This window comes from Paenibacillus sp. FSL F4-0122, assembly GCF_038002845.1.
GTDB classification, from domain to species: Bacteria; Bacillota; Bacilli; order Paenibacillales; family Paenibacillaceae; genus Paenibacillus_AQ; species Paenibacillus_AQ odorifer.
Genome location: NZ_JBBODI010000001.1, coordinates 6,223,161 through 6,240,106, shown reverse-complemented (window position 1 = coordinate 6,240,106; position 16,946 = coordinate 6,223,161). Strand labels below are relative to the sequence as shown.

Genomic DNA, 16,946 nt, shown 5'->3' with positions numbered 1-16,946 from the left:
ACAGCCCGGTTTGAGTGGAATAGCGACGGTGAGGTCCGAAAATGTGTCCAAAAGCCTGATTTAGCGCAAATAGCTGCATCTGAGTCCGATAGAAATTTAGCTTGAGAGCAAAGTGTAGTACATGGAAAACAAAAGTGTGGGAGTAAGTGCGAAGCAAGGGAGTACACGGACAAATGCATGCGCGGAAATAGTGTGGGACAAGTGTAAGAACTAACGAAGCTAATAGCTCGATGGGAAGTAAATGTGATGTAGAAGGATGCTCGAAGTTAGGAGCGATCGGACCCCAGAGTTCTTATTTGATCGAAAAGTAACCTTTTGAAAGATTAACGGACCCCAATGCAGCTATGAGCACAAAAAGGGATGAAAACAGCCCGGTTTGAGCGGAATAGCGTCGCTCAGGTCCGGAAATGTGTCCAAAAGCCCGTTTTAGCACAAATAGCTGCATCTGAGTCCGATAGGGAGGATGGAGCTAACCCAACTCAACCCAACCCCCACGATCTTCCACCAAAATTACTTTGAATTTAAGTAATTTATGTGTTGACATATCTCTTTAAAATATGGTTTTATTATGTAGACCAATTGTTATAATGCAAAGGAAGTGTCAGCTTGTCGAACAAGCCGAATACGCGTGAGGCGATTTTGGACACAGCTTCGAAATTGTTTTTTTCTCAGGGATATCATGCAACAGGACTGAATCAGATTATTAAAGACAGCGACTCGCCGAAGGGATCTCTTTATTACTACTTTCCCCACGGCAAAGAAGAACTGGCTTTAACATGTATTAACCGGACTAGTGAAGTTGTCGCTCAGAAGCTTAGACATCATATGGAGAACAGCAAGAGTGCGTCTGAGGCAATGGAGGATTTCATTCTAGGAATGGCTAAAGATGCAGTGGAATCCTCATACGAGGGGATAGTTCCGTTTAGTTTTTGGTTGGCGGCGGAAACATCCTGTATTAGTGAAGAGCTGCGGACAGCATGTAAATCTGTGTTTATGGACTTGCAGGATGTGATCAAGAAACGTCTTTTGTATGAAGGCGTAGAGAACAAGCCCGCGGCCGATAAGGCTTCAGTGGTAATCTCTTTATTTGAAGGGGCGCTTCTCCAGACGCTGACTTTTCGGGATGAACAACCGCTTCTCGCGGCGGCAAAGATTATCCCAGCAATACTTGGTTAGATACAGACAAATAGACAAGATTATCAGGAGGATTAAGGGTGGAAGCAACTATGCAAGGGAATCAACAAAAAGAGGTCAAGAAGTTTAAGACTATTCCGATTCTTGTCTCTTTATTACTAGCAGGTTTTATCGGAATGTTCAGTGAAACGGCATTAAATGTTGCTTTAAGCGATCTAATGAATGTCCTACAAATTACCCCAGCAACAGCACAATGGTTGACAACAGCTTATCTGCTTACACTGGGTATATTAGTACCAATTTCGGGGATGCTGCTTCAATGGTTCTCGACGAGACAACTGTTTATAGCGGCTTTATGTTTTTCAATTCTAGGAACATTCCTAGCAGCAGTCTCACCTAACTTTGAGTTCTTACTTACAGCAAGAGTGGTTCAAGCTATGGGAACAGCGCTTCTGTTGCCACTGATGTTTAATACAATCCTTATCATCATTGCTCCTGAAAAACGGGGGGCTGCAATGGGGATGATCGGACTGGTTATCATGGTTGCTCCGGCGATTGGACCTACCATTGCTGGACTTCTTATTGAAAGCCTCAGCTGGCACTGGATTTTCTGGTTGTCATTGCCATTCTTAGTGATTGCATTGATATTTGGGATTCTGTTCATGCAGAATGTAACAAAGGTGACGAAACCGAAAATTGATATCCTCTCCATTGTGTTATCTTCACTCGGGTTTGGCGGTATCGTGTTTGGTTTCAGCAGCGCGGGTGAAGAAGCGGGCTGGGGAAGCCCGAAAGTGATCATTGCGATCATCGTAGGTGTAGTAGCATTGTTATTGTTTGGACTTCGTCAAATGAAGATGAAGGAGCCAATGATTAATCTGCGTGCTTTTAAATATCCAATGTTCGCTATTGGTGTAGCTATGGTATTTATCTGTATGATGGTTATTCTGTCCTCCATGCTGATTCTTCCGATGTACCTTCAACAAGGACAAGGTTATACAGCTTTCAAAGCGGGTCTGTTGCTGCTTCCAGGCGGAATTATAAACGGATTGATGTCCCCAATTATGGGTCGTATGTTTGATAAATACGGTCCGAAATGGCTCGTTATTCCAGGTCTGATTATTGCAGCGGTAGCCTTGTGGTTCTTCTCCAGTATTAGTGTAGCTTCTACGGTTGTGTTCGTAATCGTACTTCACAGTACGCTTATGATTGGTATTTCGATGGTATTTATGCCGGCACAAACAAATGGTATTAACCAGTTACCACTAGAGCTATATCCAGATGGTACAGCTATCATGAATACACTGCAGCAGGTTGCTGGTGCAATTGGTACTGCATTAGCAGTCAGCATTATGTCCGCGGGTTCAAAAAGCTATATGAAAACTGTAGAGAACCCAGCAGATCCAGCTAATATGTTACCTGCGTTCACGAACGGTGTACAAAATGCTTTTATTTTCGGAATGAGTATGGCGATTGTAGGACTAATTCTTGCTTTCTTCATAAAAAGAGTAGTTGTTAATCATAAAATGAATACTCCAATGCATTAATAATTAGAGGAATTCGATTAAAAGGAGTGCTAACTGGCAACAGTTCTAGCACTCCTTTTTTGTCGTCAATCATTGTGTCCATTCCATCATATATACTCGTTTTAATTCCACGTTAAGGATCACGATACAGTAGCTATCATCATCTTTTTTCTTATAGTAATACAATCCACTTTCTTTGAGTTCTATGGGGTTAGCCTGAAATAATTTTTCGTATTTGGCTTTTTCATTTGGATAAATGGCTATCACGGAATCTTTGAAACTTGATATTCTCTCTTTTAAGGGGGCAATGGATTCAACAGTGAGGGGATGCCAAGATGTTGCATCTTTGATTTCTTTGAATTGCTTATCGTTATAATCTAATACGTAATAGCTTTCGCCATCCCCATGGAGACTGGGTGGACTTTCAAATATCACTTTTGACTCTGTAGGTTTAAAGATCGCTATTCCCCAATTTATCTTCCACGCCTCATAATAGGTCAAAGAACTGTTATGGAGCATATATCCAACGAAAATAACTATGAAAAGAACGAAAAACTCCAGATGGCTATTGTTGTTTTTTGCATGGTAGATCTCCTCAAAATGTCGCTTGTATTACCATTATTATACATGTGAGAGTGGGGAATAGGGAGGGAGTAAGGGGGGGGAATAAGAGGAACTTTACATACATAGATTTACGATGTATAGTTGTCCTAGGTATAAAAGGATAAATAATATTCATGTATACAGATATTAGTCATTGGACGAAGAAGCAAATCAACGGTATAAATCCCGTAGAATGAGCCCACGCCGGCCCGGGGGTGCAAATCAACGGTATAAATCCCGTAGAATGAGCCGAATCCGGTCCGAGGAGGCAAATCAACGGTATAAATCCCGTAGATTAAGCCCACGCCGGCCCGGGGGTGCAAATCAACGGTATAAATCCCGTAGAATGAGCCGAATCCGGACCGAGGAAGCAAATCAACGGTATAAATCTCGTAGATTAAGCCCAGTCCGGGCCAAGGAAGCAAATCAACGGTATAAATCCCGTAGAATGAGCCGAATCCGGACCGAGGAGGCAAATCAACGGTATAAATCCCGTAGATTAAGCCCACGCCGGCCCGGGGGTGCAAATCAACGGTATAAATCCCGTAGAATGAGCCGAATCCGGACCGAGGAGGCAAATCAACGGTATAAATCCCGTAGAATGAGCCGAGCCCGGACCGAGGAAGCAAATCAACGGTATAAATCCCGTAGATTAAGCCCACGCCGGCCCGGGGGTGCAAATCAACGGTATAAATCCCGTAGAATGAGTCCACGCCGGCCCGGGGTGCAAATCAACGGTATAAATCCCGTAGAATGAGCCGAATCCGGACCGAGGAGGCAAATCAACGGTATAAATCCCGTAGAATGAGCCGAATCCGGACCGAGGAAGCAAATCAACGGTATAAATCCCGTAGAATGAGCCCACGCCGGCCCGGGGGTGCAAATCAACGGTATAAATCCCGTAGAATGAGCCGAATCCGGACCGAGGAGGCAAATCAACGGTATAAATCCCGTAGATTAAGCCCACGCCGGACCGAGGAAGCAAATCAACGGTATAAATCTCGTAGATTAAGCCCAGTCCGGGCCAAGGAAGCAAATCAACGGTATAAATCCCGTAGAATGAGCCGAATCCGGACCGAGGAGGCAAATCAACGGTATAAATCCCGTAGATTAAGCCCACGCCGGCCCGGGGGTGCAAATCAACGGTATAAATCCCGTAGAATGAGCCCAGTCCGGACCGAGGAGGCAAATCAACGGTATAAATCCCGTAGAATGAGCCGAATTCGGACCGAGGAAGCAAATCAACGGTATAAATCCCGTAGATTAAGCCCACGCCGGCCCGGGGGTGCAAATCAACGGTATAAATCCCGTAGAATGAGCCGAATCCGGTCCAAGGATGCAGATCAACTACTATGATGAGTGAAATTTGTTTAGTGGATCAGATACATCCACGCCAATTGTAAAGTTTAGAATTTAGGAGGTGTTAGCCGTTGAAAGTAAGTAAAGAGATGCTGAAGGGCAGTACGGGTACGTTGATTCTGACTCTTTTACTGGAGAAGCCATTATATGGTTATGAGTTAATCAAAGCACTGGAGCTGAGATCTCAGGGTGTTTTTTCATTAAAAGAAGGAACCTTGTATCCGATTCTGCATGCGATGGAAAGTGAGCGCTGGGTGGAGGCTTACTGGATGGAGGTAGAAGGAAGGAAGCGTAAGTACTATAGAATCCTGGATGAAGGTAAAGAGAAACTCAAGGAGAAAAAAGCAGAATGGGTTATGTTCAAAGGTGCAGTTGACTCCGTTCTGGGAGAGGGTGGTGTATGATGAAAGAGAGGCAGCAGCAATTTTTGGATGTAGTGTGTGCAGAGATTAAAGCGAAAAAAACTCACCCAGAGATACGTCAAGAATTAGCTAGTCATCTAGAAGATTTAATTTGTGAAAAAGAAGCCGACGGTGTATCACGGGAAGAAGCCATAGCTTGGGCGATCGAACAAATGGGGAGCCCGCAAACGTTAGGGAAGGAACTTCATCTAATACATAAACCACATGTACCTTGGGGATTGTTTGGAGTTGTAGCTTTGTTATCCGCGATCAGTCTGATCGGAATGAGTTCTGTGGATGTAGGCTACAGTGATATCGTTAAGGGTTCTTTTTTGGATAATGCGTTTAGACGCCAAGCGATAAATATACTCATTGGAATTGTATTGATGTTTGGATTGTATTTTATCGATTTCAGAAAGCTGAAAAGTTTCTCGTGGGTATTATACGGAACATCAATAGCCGGAATTCTGTCGAGTATATTCTGGGGGATAACAATAAATGGAGTGAATTATGGTCCTAGGATTTTTTTGATCTTACCTGATATGACATCCTATCGTCCTTATGTATTGATAGTCGCGTTAGCAGGGATTTTAGTGAATCGTAAGGAATCGGCTAAAAAGAAAACTTGGCGGAGTGGTTTGTTCAACATAAGCATTCTGTTAGCACCTGCCTTGCTTCTTATCTCTTTAAACTCTCTTCCAGAGCTTGTGGTGTATCTAATTTCTTCATTAGTATTATATGTATGGATTACTCGCGATTGGATTAAGAGTGTAGTATTATTAGGATTCTTTGTAATAGTTGGACTAATGTTCATCTTCAATAGCGACTACCTGATGGTCAGAATCATTAGTGCTATAAATCCCTCTTTAGATCCAGACGGTTATGGCTATATATACCAAGTAATGCGTGAAGTTATTAGTTCAGCGGGTTGGTGGGGGCACGGATTCGGAGCAGTAGAACAAAAGCTGCCGTATGTCTACTCAGATATGTTGCCTGTCTATCTTATTCATTGTTTTGGTTGGGCGGGGGCACTGCTTTTGCTGGCAGTTATCTCCTGGTTCTTCATCAAGCTTCTATCTACGATACGAGCGATTCGTGAGACCTATGGACAAGCTCTAGTGTTGGGTTTGGCATTTTTGCTAGCGATAAGACTAACCTATGGTCTTGCTATTTTGAGCGGTGGAATGATGCTGACTTCTATCCCGTTCCCTTTCCTGAGCTATGGGAGTCATGTGTGGTTTGAATATGCGGCTATTGGACTTCTGATGGGTATTTATCGTAGGAAGGACATTGGAGGCGTCCAGAATAATACTGTACTAAGTTAGATTCAGGATCCTCTCGTATGTCTAATTATTAAGTATGAATACTTAAGGGAGGTCTTTTAATGGGATGGAAAAAAACAGGCTTGTTAAGTGTTGCCTTTGCCCTAGGCTCTATGGGAGGGTTTGGGAGTATACATACAACAGATACTGTAGCTGCCGCAACTGTGAAAGAATCTGCAAAAGTCTATAATCAATTCCAGCAATATGTACAGAAGCCGGCATCTCTGGCTAACGCACGGAATTATTTGATTAACCATATCAAAGAAGTGGATACCTGGACAGCAACTCAGATGACACTCCAGCTCGAAAATGCACAGAAGGCATATTTACCTGTGTACTCTGAGAAGGTTTTTCCGGAGAATGTTCAGAAAGAGATAAATAATGCTTTATCCAAAAGCAAAAATCTAACCTACAGCACACTCCTTAATTCGATCAAAGATGCCAATGTACGCAATATGTTAATTGAAGGACGGGATAAGGGATATAAGCTGCAGACTAGTGAGGGCATGTACTATCCAGTGATGCATTATGAGGGCTTCAAAAGCTTTAAGCCGTATGTCACGAAGGACATCGCAGCTTACATTGACATCATGGCCACTGAATCGAATCAACCAAGTGTATTTGATGCAGCTATTGTGATTAGTTGGACAGAGTTAACGAACAGGGCGCTAGCACTGGAGGATTTTGTGACGAAATATCCAGCTTCCAATCGGTCAACCGTTCTTCAAAAAGAGCTGCTTAATGCAACTTCACGCTTATTATATGGGTCAAGCAACACACCAGCTTATGACTATGATGAGCAAATAATCAAACCTGAAGTGAAAAAGGCGTATGAGAATGCATTAAAAGGAAACAAAGGCGACACCAGAATCCTAATGATTTTAGAAAAATTACTGCAGTTACTTGATTCCACGAATAATAAACTCACACCTGAAGTGGAAAAATTTCTGAATCAAACGGTTAATTCGAAATGAAGAGGCGGGATCTATTGAGAACCGGATTTAGAGGAACAAAAATCATAGTTTTCGCATTTGTGCTGTTGTTATGGACAAACACTATTGTTATGGGCAGCGCAGATGCAGCTTACGTTGGATCATCTACAGACAATGTACTGCAGCAAATGCAGCTGGAGAAGAAACACCGTCTGCCGCAAGGATTTGTCTATTTGGATGAAGTGATTCCTACTGCCCATTTTGAAATTCGTTATTACGGAGACAATAATTTTGTAGGGGAGCGGATTGATGGATATAAAGCGCCTTTAGCGATCTTTTCAAGGACTGCGGCTACAGCCTTGAAGGCAGTAAGTGAGGATTTAGCCAAAAAAGGATATATCCTAAAAATCTATGATGCTTATCGTCCGCAGACCGCGGTGAATCATTTTGTAAGATGGTCACAGAATTCCGCGGATACTAAGATGAAGCAGCAATATTACCCGCTACTGGATAAACGTAATTTATTCAAACTCGGATTTATAGCGAAAAAATCAGGACATTCCCGTGGCAGTACCATCGATTTAACGATCGTCAATAAAGAGACCGGTGTAGATGTAGATATGGGCAGCCCGTTTGATTTTTTCGGAGATATCTCTTTTTATGATACATCGTTAATCACCAAGACTCAGAAAGCAAATCGCGCAATTCTCAAAGAGGTTATGGTGAAGCAAGGCTTTAAACCTTATAGTAAGGAATGGTGGCATTTTACGCTGATAAAAGAACCTTTTCCTAAGCAGTATTTTGACTTCAAAGTGGAATAGTTATTTAAAAGAAGCGGCCCAACATAATGTTGAACGGCTTCTTTTTTTTGCTTGTCTTGATTATCATTAGGATTAGCACATGCTGGAAACGCACATAATACTTGTAATAACTAAAGGGAGGTTTCGAGCGATGATCAAAATGGCAGCGGTAGTTGTGTTAGGTGTTCTGTTTTTAACTAATGGATTTGGTGGATTTGCCGCTCCAACAGTATGGGCAGACTCCGGCCAGGTTAGCGTGATTTTGAATGGTAAACTACTGGAAACTGATCCCCATTCAGCCTACAACAAGGGTTCCACGGTCATGATTCCGCTCAGAGAGGCTTCCAATGCACTGAAATATACAACAACATATCAAAAAAGTTCAGAAACTATAACACTAACAAAGATAAATGAAATAATTAAATGGAAGCTTAACGAACATTTAGTTAGCATCAATAATGCACAAGAGTTGGTTTTTAAAGATGATTTCGAATTCAGACAGGATCATATCTATGTTCCAATCTCCTTTTTTAAGACAATTGGTTTATTAACCTCATATGATGGGGAGTCCAATCAAGTTGAAGTGTATACCCCTGAAGTGACAGCGAGTGTTATAGCGGGGTTACTGGTCGGCGGTAAATATAATGAATTATCGGAGCGATATCATTATGATGTGGTCGTAAATAAGCCAAGCTCAAATGGATTACTGGAAGACTGGAAGCAAATTACGGTAAAAGCCGGGAATTATCATGGGATTAAATCTACAAAAAGTAGCTATAACGAGGATCAATTTTCTATTCGCTGTGTATTGGATTTTGCAGAGATAGAGATTCCACTTGAAATTATATTGAACACATCGGGCAAAATTATAGAATTAAGAGAAACGCTCTAATCGGAAAATGATTCCATGATGACTATGCACATTTCCCAAGCGAGAAGATTTAAGGGGATTATGCATAGTCTTTTTGCTGTTCTAATATACATTTCAAGATAATTTCTGAAGGGTATCGTAAACTCGATGTGTTTTTAATGGAAAAAATGGTTTTATTTGTTGACTTCCAGATTCATCGAATGTAAATTAAAATTTGAAATAATCAATAAAGCATTTAATTAAATTAGAGAAATGAGTGGAGTACTGGATGACAAAAACTATGACTGGAATGAGTACTGCAGAAGATCAACCCTTTTCGTTAAAAGCAATCATCCCCCCGCTTCTTGCTATTATTGTCGGTATGATTATGGTTATTCTGGATGGTACTGTTGTGAATGTGGCCGTTCCCAAGCTGGTTGATTATTTTGCTTCCGATCTCAAAACGATTCAGTGGGCGATTACGGGTTATACTTTAGCTTTAGCGGCTGTAATCCCACTCGCGGGCTGGATGACCGATCGTTTTGGATCGAAACAAGTTTTTCTGACAACTCTTACGATGTTTATTCTTGGCTCTATGTTATGTTCGGTTGCACAAAGCTCATCTCAGCTCATTATTTTTCGAGTCATTCAAGGTCTTGGCGGGGGGATGGTTGCTCCCATTGGGATGGCGATGGTTTTTAAATTAGCTCCAGTAGAACGTCGAGGTTCTATTATGGGGATGCTTGGTATTCCAATGCTCTTAGCTCCGGCACTCGGTCCAGTCTTATCCGGTTGGCTGGTGGAGTACGTAAGCTGGCACTGGATCTTTCTGATTAATGTCCCTATTGGAATCGTTGGCATTATTCTTGGTGTTAAATATTTGCCGAAGTCTGAAAAAAAGAGCAAAGGTAGACTCGATATCCTAGGCATTATCCTTGCCCCAATTGCCTTCTCTATGTTGGCTTATGGGGTGAATGAAGGCGGTGGAACAAGCTGGTCGTCTACTCCCGCTATTGTTGGCTTATCTGTTGGAGGGGTTGCATTGATCCTTCTTGTCATTGTGGAGCTGCTTCACAAAAATCCGCTTTTACAACTGCGAGTTTTCCGTTCGTCGGATTTCACTCGGGGTATTATTTTAACTTGGGTTATGCAAGCCGCTTTGTTTGGGTCCATGTTATTTGTGCCCCTTTATCTGCAGCAGATTAGAAGCTATACCCCGCTGGAGACCGGCCTGATTCTACTTCCGCAGGCTTTAGCTTCAGCAATCGGAATGCCGATTGGCGGCAGGTTGTTTGATAAGATCGGGGCTCGTCCGCTGGCGTTTGTTGGACTTAGTATCATTACGGTCACCTTGTTCCTGTTATCCGGAATTAGTGTTACAACAAATTTATCGTTAATTATGACATACCTGGGTTTCTTAGGTTTTGGTATGGGTCTAACGATGATGCCTTTGAATACTCATGTCTTGAATGCTGCTCCACGTGAATGGGTGGGAAGTGTAACTTCACTTACTGCTGCTGCTCAACAAGTCGTTGTTTCATTTGCTATAGCTGGAATGACAGGTTACCTGACTAGTCAGATCGCTGTTCATATGGGAGCACTGAAAGCGGGAAGTAATCCTTTGACAGCCGCAGTTAGTGGTTTTGATGATGTGTTCTTCCTGTCTGGCTGCATAGGTGTGGTAGGTATATTAATGAGTATTATTTTGCGCAAGCCTAAGCTTTCCGCTGGCGATCCTTCCTCTGGAGAGGGACAGAAGGCAGATGCGGCGATGATGATGGGGCATTAATTGAACCAATAAACATAGAAAAGGCGTCGTTCAGCTTGTATAGTTGAACGACGCCTTTATTGTTATAAATGCTCTGGTTTCTTCTGAGCCCACGATGCGGGGAGTGTTGCTTTACCAAGCAATTCAGAAGCCACGATTCCGAGCAGAACAAGCGCTGCGCCAGCATAACCCTGCATCGATAACTTCTCAGCAGCGAACCAATAACCAAACATCGCAGCGAAGACCGGCTCAAGGGAGAAGATTAGTCCGGTGCGGGTCGGTGATGTATATTTTTGAGCAATAGGTTGCAGGATGAAGCCACAGGCACTGCATAAGATACCAAGCGCAAGAATTGCAGTCCAACCTGGCAAAGTAGACGGTAGCGCAGGTGTCTCGAAGAGTGCGGACAACACTAAGGCCAACCCTCCGGCAAATCCTAACTGCAAGATTCCGATATTCAGGGAATCACATTCTTTTACCGCCTTGCCTGTAAATAAGATCTGTACCGCGTAGAACACTGCCGAAAGGATACACAGGAAATCACCCGGCTGAATAGTTAAGGTTGCATTTAAGGTAAGGAGTCCAATCCCGGCTATGGCGAGGATGGAGCCGAACACTTGTGGAGGTGCAACTCTTTTTTTGAAAATAACTCGATCCAAGATCGGTACAAAAATAACCGTCAACGCAACTAGGAATCCTGCGTTTGAGGTGGTGGTTGTTTGAAGTCCGAAGGTTATACATGTGAATACGCCGAGCAGGAGGAATCCGAGTAGGGCGCCATATTTTAATGTTTTGATGTCTACTCGTCTTAATCGTTTGTGGAATATCATAGCGGCTAATATAAAAGCAAGTCCGAAGCGCAGTGCAATCAGATTGAATTCGCCTAACGTACCTAACCCCATTTTCATAAATATGTAGGAGGAGCCCCAAAATAATGTTACAACTAACAGCAGCAGCTCAGCTTTGAGCGGTTTCATCTCTTCATCCATCCTTCTTCAATTTCAACTCAATATAGTATAATACGGCTCTATACATAAGGTAACTGAATGTTTATCATAGAATACATGAGTAAAACTTATGCAATTTATAAGGGTGGGAACAGAGGTTGAGCATTAATAAATATGAGATTTTTCTGAAAGTTGTGGAGCTAGGCAGCTTAACAAAAGCAGCAGATGTACTGGGTTTTACGCAATCCGGAATTAGTCACACCATTAGCAGCTTGGAGATGGAGTTTGGGTTCGCGTTATTAATTAGAAATAGATCCGGTGTGAAATTGACGGTAAACGGAGAACAAGTTCTGCAGCCTATCCGTGAAATCTTGAAGTGGAACGAGAAATTGAAGCAGGAGGTAGCGGACATCCACGGGCTAGAGATTGGCACGATTACCATCGGTACGTTCACCAGTGTGTCTGTGCATTGGCTGCCAGGGATGATTAAGCAATTTCGCAGTGAATACCCTTATATAGAAATCAAGCTGATGGAAGGCGGTTATTTGGAGGTTGAGCAATGGATAGAGGCTGGAGTCGTAGACTGCGGTTTTATTTCACTGCCTACACGTGAGAAGTTTGACGTAATTCCTTTAAAAAAAGACCGGATGTTAGGGATTGTATCTAAAGAGAATCCGCTAAGCACGGAGCCCTTTCTTTCCTTATCGCAAATTGCTAAAGAGGATTTCATTATCCCGAAAGCAGGTTCGGATTATGATGTTAGACGTGTGCTGGATAAGGCGGGTATTAAACCTAATGTTAAATTCTCAGCAGGTGATGACTATGCCATTATGTCGATGGTGGAGAAAGGTCTTGGCATTAGTATTTTGCCAGAGCTTGTCTTAACCCGGCAAAATTATAATGTGGCCATGTTAGAATTAGAGGAACGAAGTTTCAGATCGTTAGGAATTGCTGTCCACTCTATGAAATACGCTTCTCCCGTCACCAAAAAATTTCTAAAGCATGTGCAAGTGTGGCTGAAAGATAACGCCTAAATAAATACGTCAAAAAATAAGAAACTGATACCTCTTCAACGTTAGGGGAATCAGTTTTTTTTAGATACTTAGTTGTTTTTTAGAAAAAGGGTAATACATACGGGCCTCTGTAATCGATTTTAAGGGGTTTTGGTTAATTATATGTATATCTCCATTATTGTGTAGTTATAACGGCAATGTGATGGATTCTAGGGATGTTAAAATGCGCGTTTGTTCTCTAACGATATCTGTTTTTTAGAGAATGATATGTTATAATTAGAAGAGTGGGAAAAAGAAATGTATTCCAGATGATCTGTCTATGTGATGATTTTATACACAATTACGGATGGATGAGATTAGGAGGGGGATAAACGATTGTCCGTTACAATTATTACACTAGTCGTATTAGCAGTATTTATAGGTGCCTTGATGAGAACCATGTTTGGTTTTGGTGAAGCGATTGTGAGCATGCCACTGCTTGCACTGCTCCCGATTCCTATACATACCTCAGTTTCTTTGATTGGATTGGCAGGCCTCACGGTTGCCTCACTTACAGTTGTGAGTGGGTGGCGGCATATAGAACGACCTATTCTGATTCGATTAGCACTCTCAACAGTGATAGGAATTCCTGTAGGACTAGTTATGCTTTATTTAGCACCTGCAAGTGTAATTATGACTGGACTTGGTATATTTTTGATTGTTTATGGAGTTTATTCAGTGATTAAGAAGAGAATAGTTAAGACGATCGATCATCCCTTGCTTAAGGCAAAAGGCTGGGTGTATCCCTTCGGATTCGCTTCGGGTGTACTTGGCGGTGCTTATAACTTTAATGGTGTCCCGGTCGTGATCTATGGTACTTTACGACAGTGGAATCCTGATCGCTTTCGGGGTACGTTGCAAGCTCATTTTCTTATTTCTGGTGTACTTGTTGTAACTGGTCATGCTATCGGGGGATTGTGGACTACGGATGCTCTTGTTCTTTATGGATATTCTATTCCAGCAATTATCTTAGCTACAGTGCTCGGTGTATATGTGAATAAACGTATTCCTGCTAAGAAATTTGAGAGTTACTTATTTCTGATTATCATTTTACTTGGTGTCCTATTGCTAGTACCTCGCGGATAGTTGAAAAGAAATAGAAAGACGTTCTTCTCCTTAGTGTATATGAACGTCTTTTAAATTTATCCAATCTTAGGGTTGACGAAGAGCCTTGTTCATGAGAAAATGTACGCGCGTACATTAAATGAATGCGTTTTCGAATAGTATATTGAACGAGGCTAAATGTCACTGTTCATAACCTATGAGAAGGAGGAATTTATATCGCCAGCCGTAAAGAGGTTGCCGAGCTTGCAGGTGTCTCAGAAGCCACAGTATCTCGCGTGTTAAATAACGTTGGTCCGATTAAGGAAGAAACGAAGGAACGTGTGTTGGCAGCTGCTCTGAAGCTAGGCTATACCCCTAGTTCACTCGCTCAGAGCTTTGCACGTAGACGGAGCGGGAACTTGGGTGTAGTGATGCCTTATTTGCCGAAAGCCCGCTTGTTCTCCACTTATTATTTTTCGGAAATATTAAGTGGAATAGGGAGCAAGGCGCGAGAAGAGGGTTATGATCTGTTAATGCTGTTTCGGAATGCCGAAGAGCCAATGGATTATAGCGGGTTGTTTAAGATGCGGAAGATCGATGCTTGCATTGTGCTTGGCGCTAAAGAAGAGCCAGGTGAGCTAGCCTCACTCCGCCGTTTGAAGGAAGAAAACCATCCTTTTTGTCTGATTAATCAGCATTTTGCAGGGGAAGCTTTTCACGAGGTGGATGCCGATCATGTCGAAGGAAGCTGGCAAGCGGCTAAACACTTACTGGAACAAGGTTTTACGAGGATTGCTTTTCTAAATGGGCCTGAATCTTATTCCAACAGCCGAGATCGTCTAACGGGGTATGCCCGCGCTTTGGCAGAGGTGAATCTTTCTGTAGATTCTTCACTTTTGTTCGAAGGTAACTTCAGCCGGAAAAGCGGGATTATAGCTGCCAAAGAAATGTTGCCTCTGCTGGATGAGATTGATGCGATTATGGTCGCCAATGATCGGATGGCCATTGGTTTGCAGCAAGGGCTGCAGGAGCTAGGAATACCAAGGGATCGCCTGCCAGCTATTGTGGGTTATGATGATTCGGAAGCTGCGGAGCTTACCACACCTGCATTAAGCAGTGTGCGGGTTCCCTTTTACGAACTAGGTGAACTTGCCGCAGCCCAAATCATTGAATTGCTGGGAAACAATCTGGCAGAAATACCCGCACCAGCCGTACAGATCAAATTACCGACAGAACTAGTTATACGAGCTTCATCTAAATCTATCAACACTTAGGAGGAATAAGATGAAACAGCTTCGCATTGGAATGATCGGTTATAAATTTATGGGTAAAGCCCACAGTAATGCTTATCGCAGTTTACCTATGTTTTTCCCGAAAGCGCTTAAACCGGAAATGTCTGTAATCTGTGGACGTAATAGTGAAGCGCTTGAAGAAGCTGCATCGCAGTTAGGCTGGGCGGATTGTGTTACGGATTGGAAGGATCTGATCGCTCGAGAGGATATTGATCTTATAGATATTAATGCTCCCAGCAACGCGCACAAGGAGATAGCTTTGGCAGCAGCCAAAGCAGGTAAACATATTTTTTGTGAAAAACCACTTGCGCTGACTTTGGCAGATTCCCGTGAAATGCTGCAAGTTGCTGAAGACGCGGGAGTTACACATATGGTTGGTTTTAATTATCGCTTTTCTCCGGCAGTTCGACTGGCTAAGAAGCTCATAGAGAGTGGGCGTCTGGGAAAGATTTATCATTTTCGGGCTTGGTTTCTACAAGATTGGATAATAGATCCGGATTTCCCTTTAGTATGGAGACTGCAGAAGGATATCGCCGGTTCAGGTTCGCATGGAGATTTGGGGGCGCATCTTATAGATTTGGCTCATTTCTTAGTAGGCGATATGAAGGAAGTAATCGGCATGAGCGAGACCTTCATAAAAGAGCGTCCGCTTGCCGCTGAAATGACTGGTTTAAGCGCTAAAGGAGATAAAGATGCACCCAAGGGTAAGGTTACCGTTGACGATGCCACCTTGTTTTTAGCCCGTTTTGATAATGGTGCCCTGGGCAGCTTTGAAGCTACAAGATTCGCAGCGGGTCATCGCTCTACCAATTCTTTTGAGATCAATGGGAGTCTTGGTAGTGTGAAATTCGACTTCGAACGTATGAATGAATTAGAAGTTTATTTGACCTCGGATGCCGAGGATGTACAAGGTTTTCGTCGTGTGCTGGCGACCGATCCTGCTCATGAGTATGCAGAGGCTTGGTGGCCGCCTGGTCATACGATTGGTTTTGAACATACGTTTATTCACGAAATGCTGGAGCTTTCTAACGCAATTGAAGAAGGTCGTCAGCCAGAACCAAATTTCAATGATGGAGTGAAATGCCAAGCGGTGTTAGAGGCTGTAGAACGTTCTATTGATGAACGCCGTTGGGTCGATTTATCCGAAATGTAATCTAACCTTAGAAGGAGTGCTGAAAATGAGAAAAGCATTGATTGTTTGGGGCGGTTGGGATGGTCATGAGCCTGAGCAGGTAGCTGATATAATCGCTAAAATGTTGCAAGAGGAACAGTTTGAAGTTGAAGTATCAAATACTCTGGAGGCTTTTGCTGATGCAGATAAGCTTCTTGGACTAGATTTGATCGTGCCGGTATGGACAATGGGCACAATCGAGCAGGAACTTGTGAATAATGTCTCAGCAGCTGTACAGCATGGAACAGGTCTTGCCGGTTGCCATGGCGGGATGTGTGATTCTTTTCGTAATAATGTAGATTGGCAGTTTATGACGGGTGGACAATGGGTAGCTCATCCTGGTAATGACGGCGTTAACTATACCGTAGAGATTTGTCAAAGCTCAAGTCCTCTGGTAGAAGGATTAGAAGATTTCAGCATTTGCTCAGAGCAATATTATCTTCATGTAGATCCAGCTGTTGAAGTTCTTGCTACGACTCGTTTTCCAGTAGTTGAAGGGCCTCATTCGTATAATAAGGCTGTTGATATGCCAGTAGCTTGGACAAAACGTTGGGGCTTGGGCAGAGTTTATTATAATTCACTCGGGCATCATGCGGACATTGTAGATCAGCCGCAAGTGCGTGAAATGATGCGCAGAGGATTAATATGGGCAGCTGAAGGTAAAGCGCAGGCATTGTCCAATGTTATGGAGGTTAGTAATAGCTATAGTGGAATGGCAGACAGTCAATAAATTCTGGGAGCGATC

17 protein-coding genes are annotated in these 16,946 nt (G+C 42.9%); 13 read left to right on the top strand and 4 right to left on the bottom strand.

Annotation, left to right across the window (positions count from 1 at the left end; translation table 11 throughout):
* The first annotated feature begins 606 nt into the window (after positions 1-606).
* On the top strand, positions 607-1,176 hold the full coding sequence (locus MHH49_RS27300) for a TetR/AcrR family transcriptional regulator (protein ID WP_036684998.1): 570 nt from the start codon (positions 607-609) through the stop codon (positions 1,174-1,176).
* Between the two features lie 50 nt (positions 1,177-1,226).
* A complete protein-coding gene (locus MHH49_RS27295; RefSeq protein WP_036685000.1) occupies positions 1,227-2,681 on the top strand; it encodes a DHA2 family efflux MFS transporter permease subunit in 1,455 nt (484 codons plus the stop codon).
* Positions 2,682-2,750: 69 nt separating this feature from the next.
* Here the strand turns inward: MHH49_RS27295 and MHH49_RS27290 are convergent, their stop codons facing one another.
* From MHH49_RS27290 to MHH49_RS27280, 3 genes are all read right to left on the bottom strand, one after another.
* Complete coding sequence (locus MHH49_RS27290; RefSeq protein WP_143758683.1) at positions 2,751-3,095, bottom strand: hypothetical protein; 345 nt, start codon at positions 3,093-3,095, stop codon at positions 2,751-2,753.
* Positions 3,096-3,370: 275 nt separating this feature from the next.
* Positions 3,371-3,943 carry a hypothetical protein gene (locus MHH49_RS27285; RefSeq protein WP_341138681.1) on the bottom strand — a complete coding sequence of 191 codons (573 nt, stop codon included), beginning with the start codon at positions 3,941-3,943 and terminating at the stop codon, positions 3,371-3,373.
* A complete protein-coding gene (locus tag MHH49_RS27280) occupies positions 3,916-4,554 on the bottom strand; it encodes a hypothetical protein (RefSeq protein WP_341138680.1) in 639 nt (212 codons plus the stop codon). Before MHH49_RS27280 ends, MHH49_RS27285 begins: the two co-directional genes overlap by 28 nt.
* Before the next feature lie 139 nt (positions 4,555-4,693).
* On the opposite strand from MHH49_RS27280, the gene MHH49_RS27275 reads away from it, so the two are divergent.
* The 6 genes from MHH49_RS27275 (at position 4,694) to MHH49_RS27250 (ending at position 10,716) form a co-directional block, all read left to right on the top strand.
* Entirely contained in the window at positions 4,694-5,026 is a 333-nt protein-coding gene (locus MHH49_RS27275; RefSeq protein ID WP_076141697.1) for a PadR family transcriptional regulator, read from the top strand.
* Positions 5,023-6,348: an FtsW/RodA/SpoVE family cell cycle protein gene (locus tag MHH49_RS27270; RefSeq protein WP_076222663.1), complete on the top strand. Its 1,326-nt coding sequence runs from the start codon at positions 5,023-5,025 to the stop codon at positions 6,346-6,348. The genes MHH49_RS27275 and MHH49_RS27270 overlap by 4 nt, the downstream gene beginning before the upstream one ends.
* 59 nt (positions 6,349-6,407) lie before the next feature.
* Positions 6,408-7,319: a hypothetical protein gene (locus tag MHH49_RS27265; protein ID WP_076222661.1), complete on the top strand. Its 912-nt coding sequence runs from the start codon at positions 6,408-6,410 to the stop codon at positions 7,317-7,319.
* A gap of 14 nt (positions 7,320-7,333) precedes the next feature.
* Positions 7,334-8,098 carry a M15 family metallopeptidase gene (locus MHH49_RS27260; protein WP_200870206.1) on the top strand — a complete coding sequence of 255 codons (765 nt, stop codon included), beginning with the start codon at positions 7,334-7,336 and terminating at the stop codon, positions 8,096-8,098.
* A 130-nt stretch (positions 8,099-8,228) separates the two neighbouring features.
* Complete coding sequence (locus tag MHH49_RS27255) at positions 8,229-8,969, top strand: copper amine oxidase N-terminal domain-containing protein (RefSeq protein ID WP_341138679.1); 741 nt, start codon at positions 8,229-8,231, stop codon at positions 8,967-8,969.
* Positions 8,970-9,216: 247 nt separating this feature from the next.
* On the top strand, positions 9,217-10,716 hold the full coding sequence (locus tag MHH49_RS27250) for an MDR family MFS transporter (protein WP_081386838.1): 1,500 nt from the start codon (positions 9,217-9,219) through the stop codon (positions 10,714-10,716).
* Positions 10,717-10,778: 62 nt separating this feature from the next.
* On the opposite strand, the gene MHH49_RS27245 is transcribed toward MHH49_RS27250, so the two are convergent.
* The gene (locus MHH49_RS27245) at positions 10,779-11,672 is read right to left on the bottom strand and encodes a DMT family transporter (RefSeq protein WP_076213250.1); all 894 of its coding nucleotides are present in this window, start codon (positions 11,670-11,672) and stop codon (positions 10,779-10,781) included.
* Positions 11,673-11,800: 128 nt separating this feature from the next.
* Between MHH49_RS27245 and MHH49_RS27240 the strand changes: the two genes are divergently transcribed.
* The 5 genes from MHH49_RS27240 to MHH49_RS27220 all read left to right on the top strand — a co-directional run bounded on the left by MHH49_RS27240 (position 11,801) and on the right by MHH49_RS27220 (position 16,931).
* Positions 11,801-12,676: a LysR family transcriptional regulator gene (locus MHH49_RS27240; protein WP_038570683.1), complete on the top strand. Its 876-nt coding sequence runs from the start codon at positions 11,801-11,803 to the stop codon at positions 12,674-12,676.
* Positions 12,677-13,030: 354 nt separating this feature from the next.
* Positions 13,031-13,780 (top strand): sulfite exporter TauE/SafE family protein, encoded by a 750-nt coding sequence (locus tag MHH49_RS27235; protein ID WP_076146140.1) that lies wholly within the window; start codon positions 13,031-13,033, stop codon positions 13,778-13,780.
* A 188-nt stretch (positions 13,781-13,968) separates the two neighbouring features.
* Positions 13,969-15,012: a LacI family DNA-binding transcriptional regulator gene (locus MHH49_RS27230; RefSeq protein ID WP_076296761.1), complete on the top strand. Its 1,044-nt coding sequence runs from the start codon at positions 13,969-13,971 to the stop codon at positions 15,010-15,012.
* 10 nt (positions 15,013-15,022) lie between these two features.
* On the top strand, positions 15,023-16,183 hold the full coding sequence (locus MHH49_RS27225; RefSeq protein ID WP_341138678.1) for a Gfo/Idh/MocA family protein: 1,161 nt from the start codon (positions 15,023-15,025) through the stop codon (positions 16,181-16,183).
* A gap of 25 nt (positions 16,184-16,208) precedes the next feature.
* Positions 16,209-16,931, top strand: a complete 723-nt coding sequence (locus tag MHH49_RS27220; protein ID WP_076105575.1) for a ThuA domain-containing protein — start codon at positions 16,209-16,211, stop codon at positions 16,929-16,931.
* Positions 16,932-16,946: the final 15 nt, after the last annotated feature.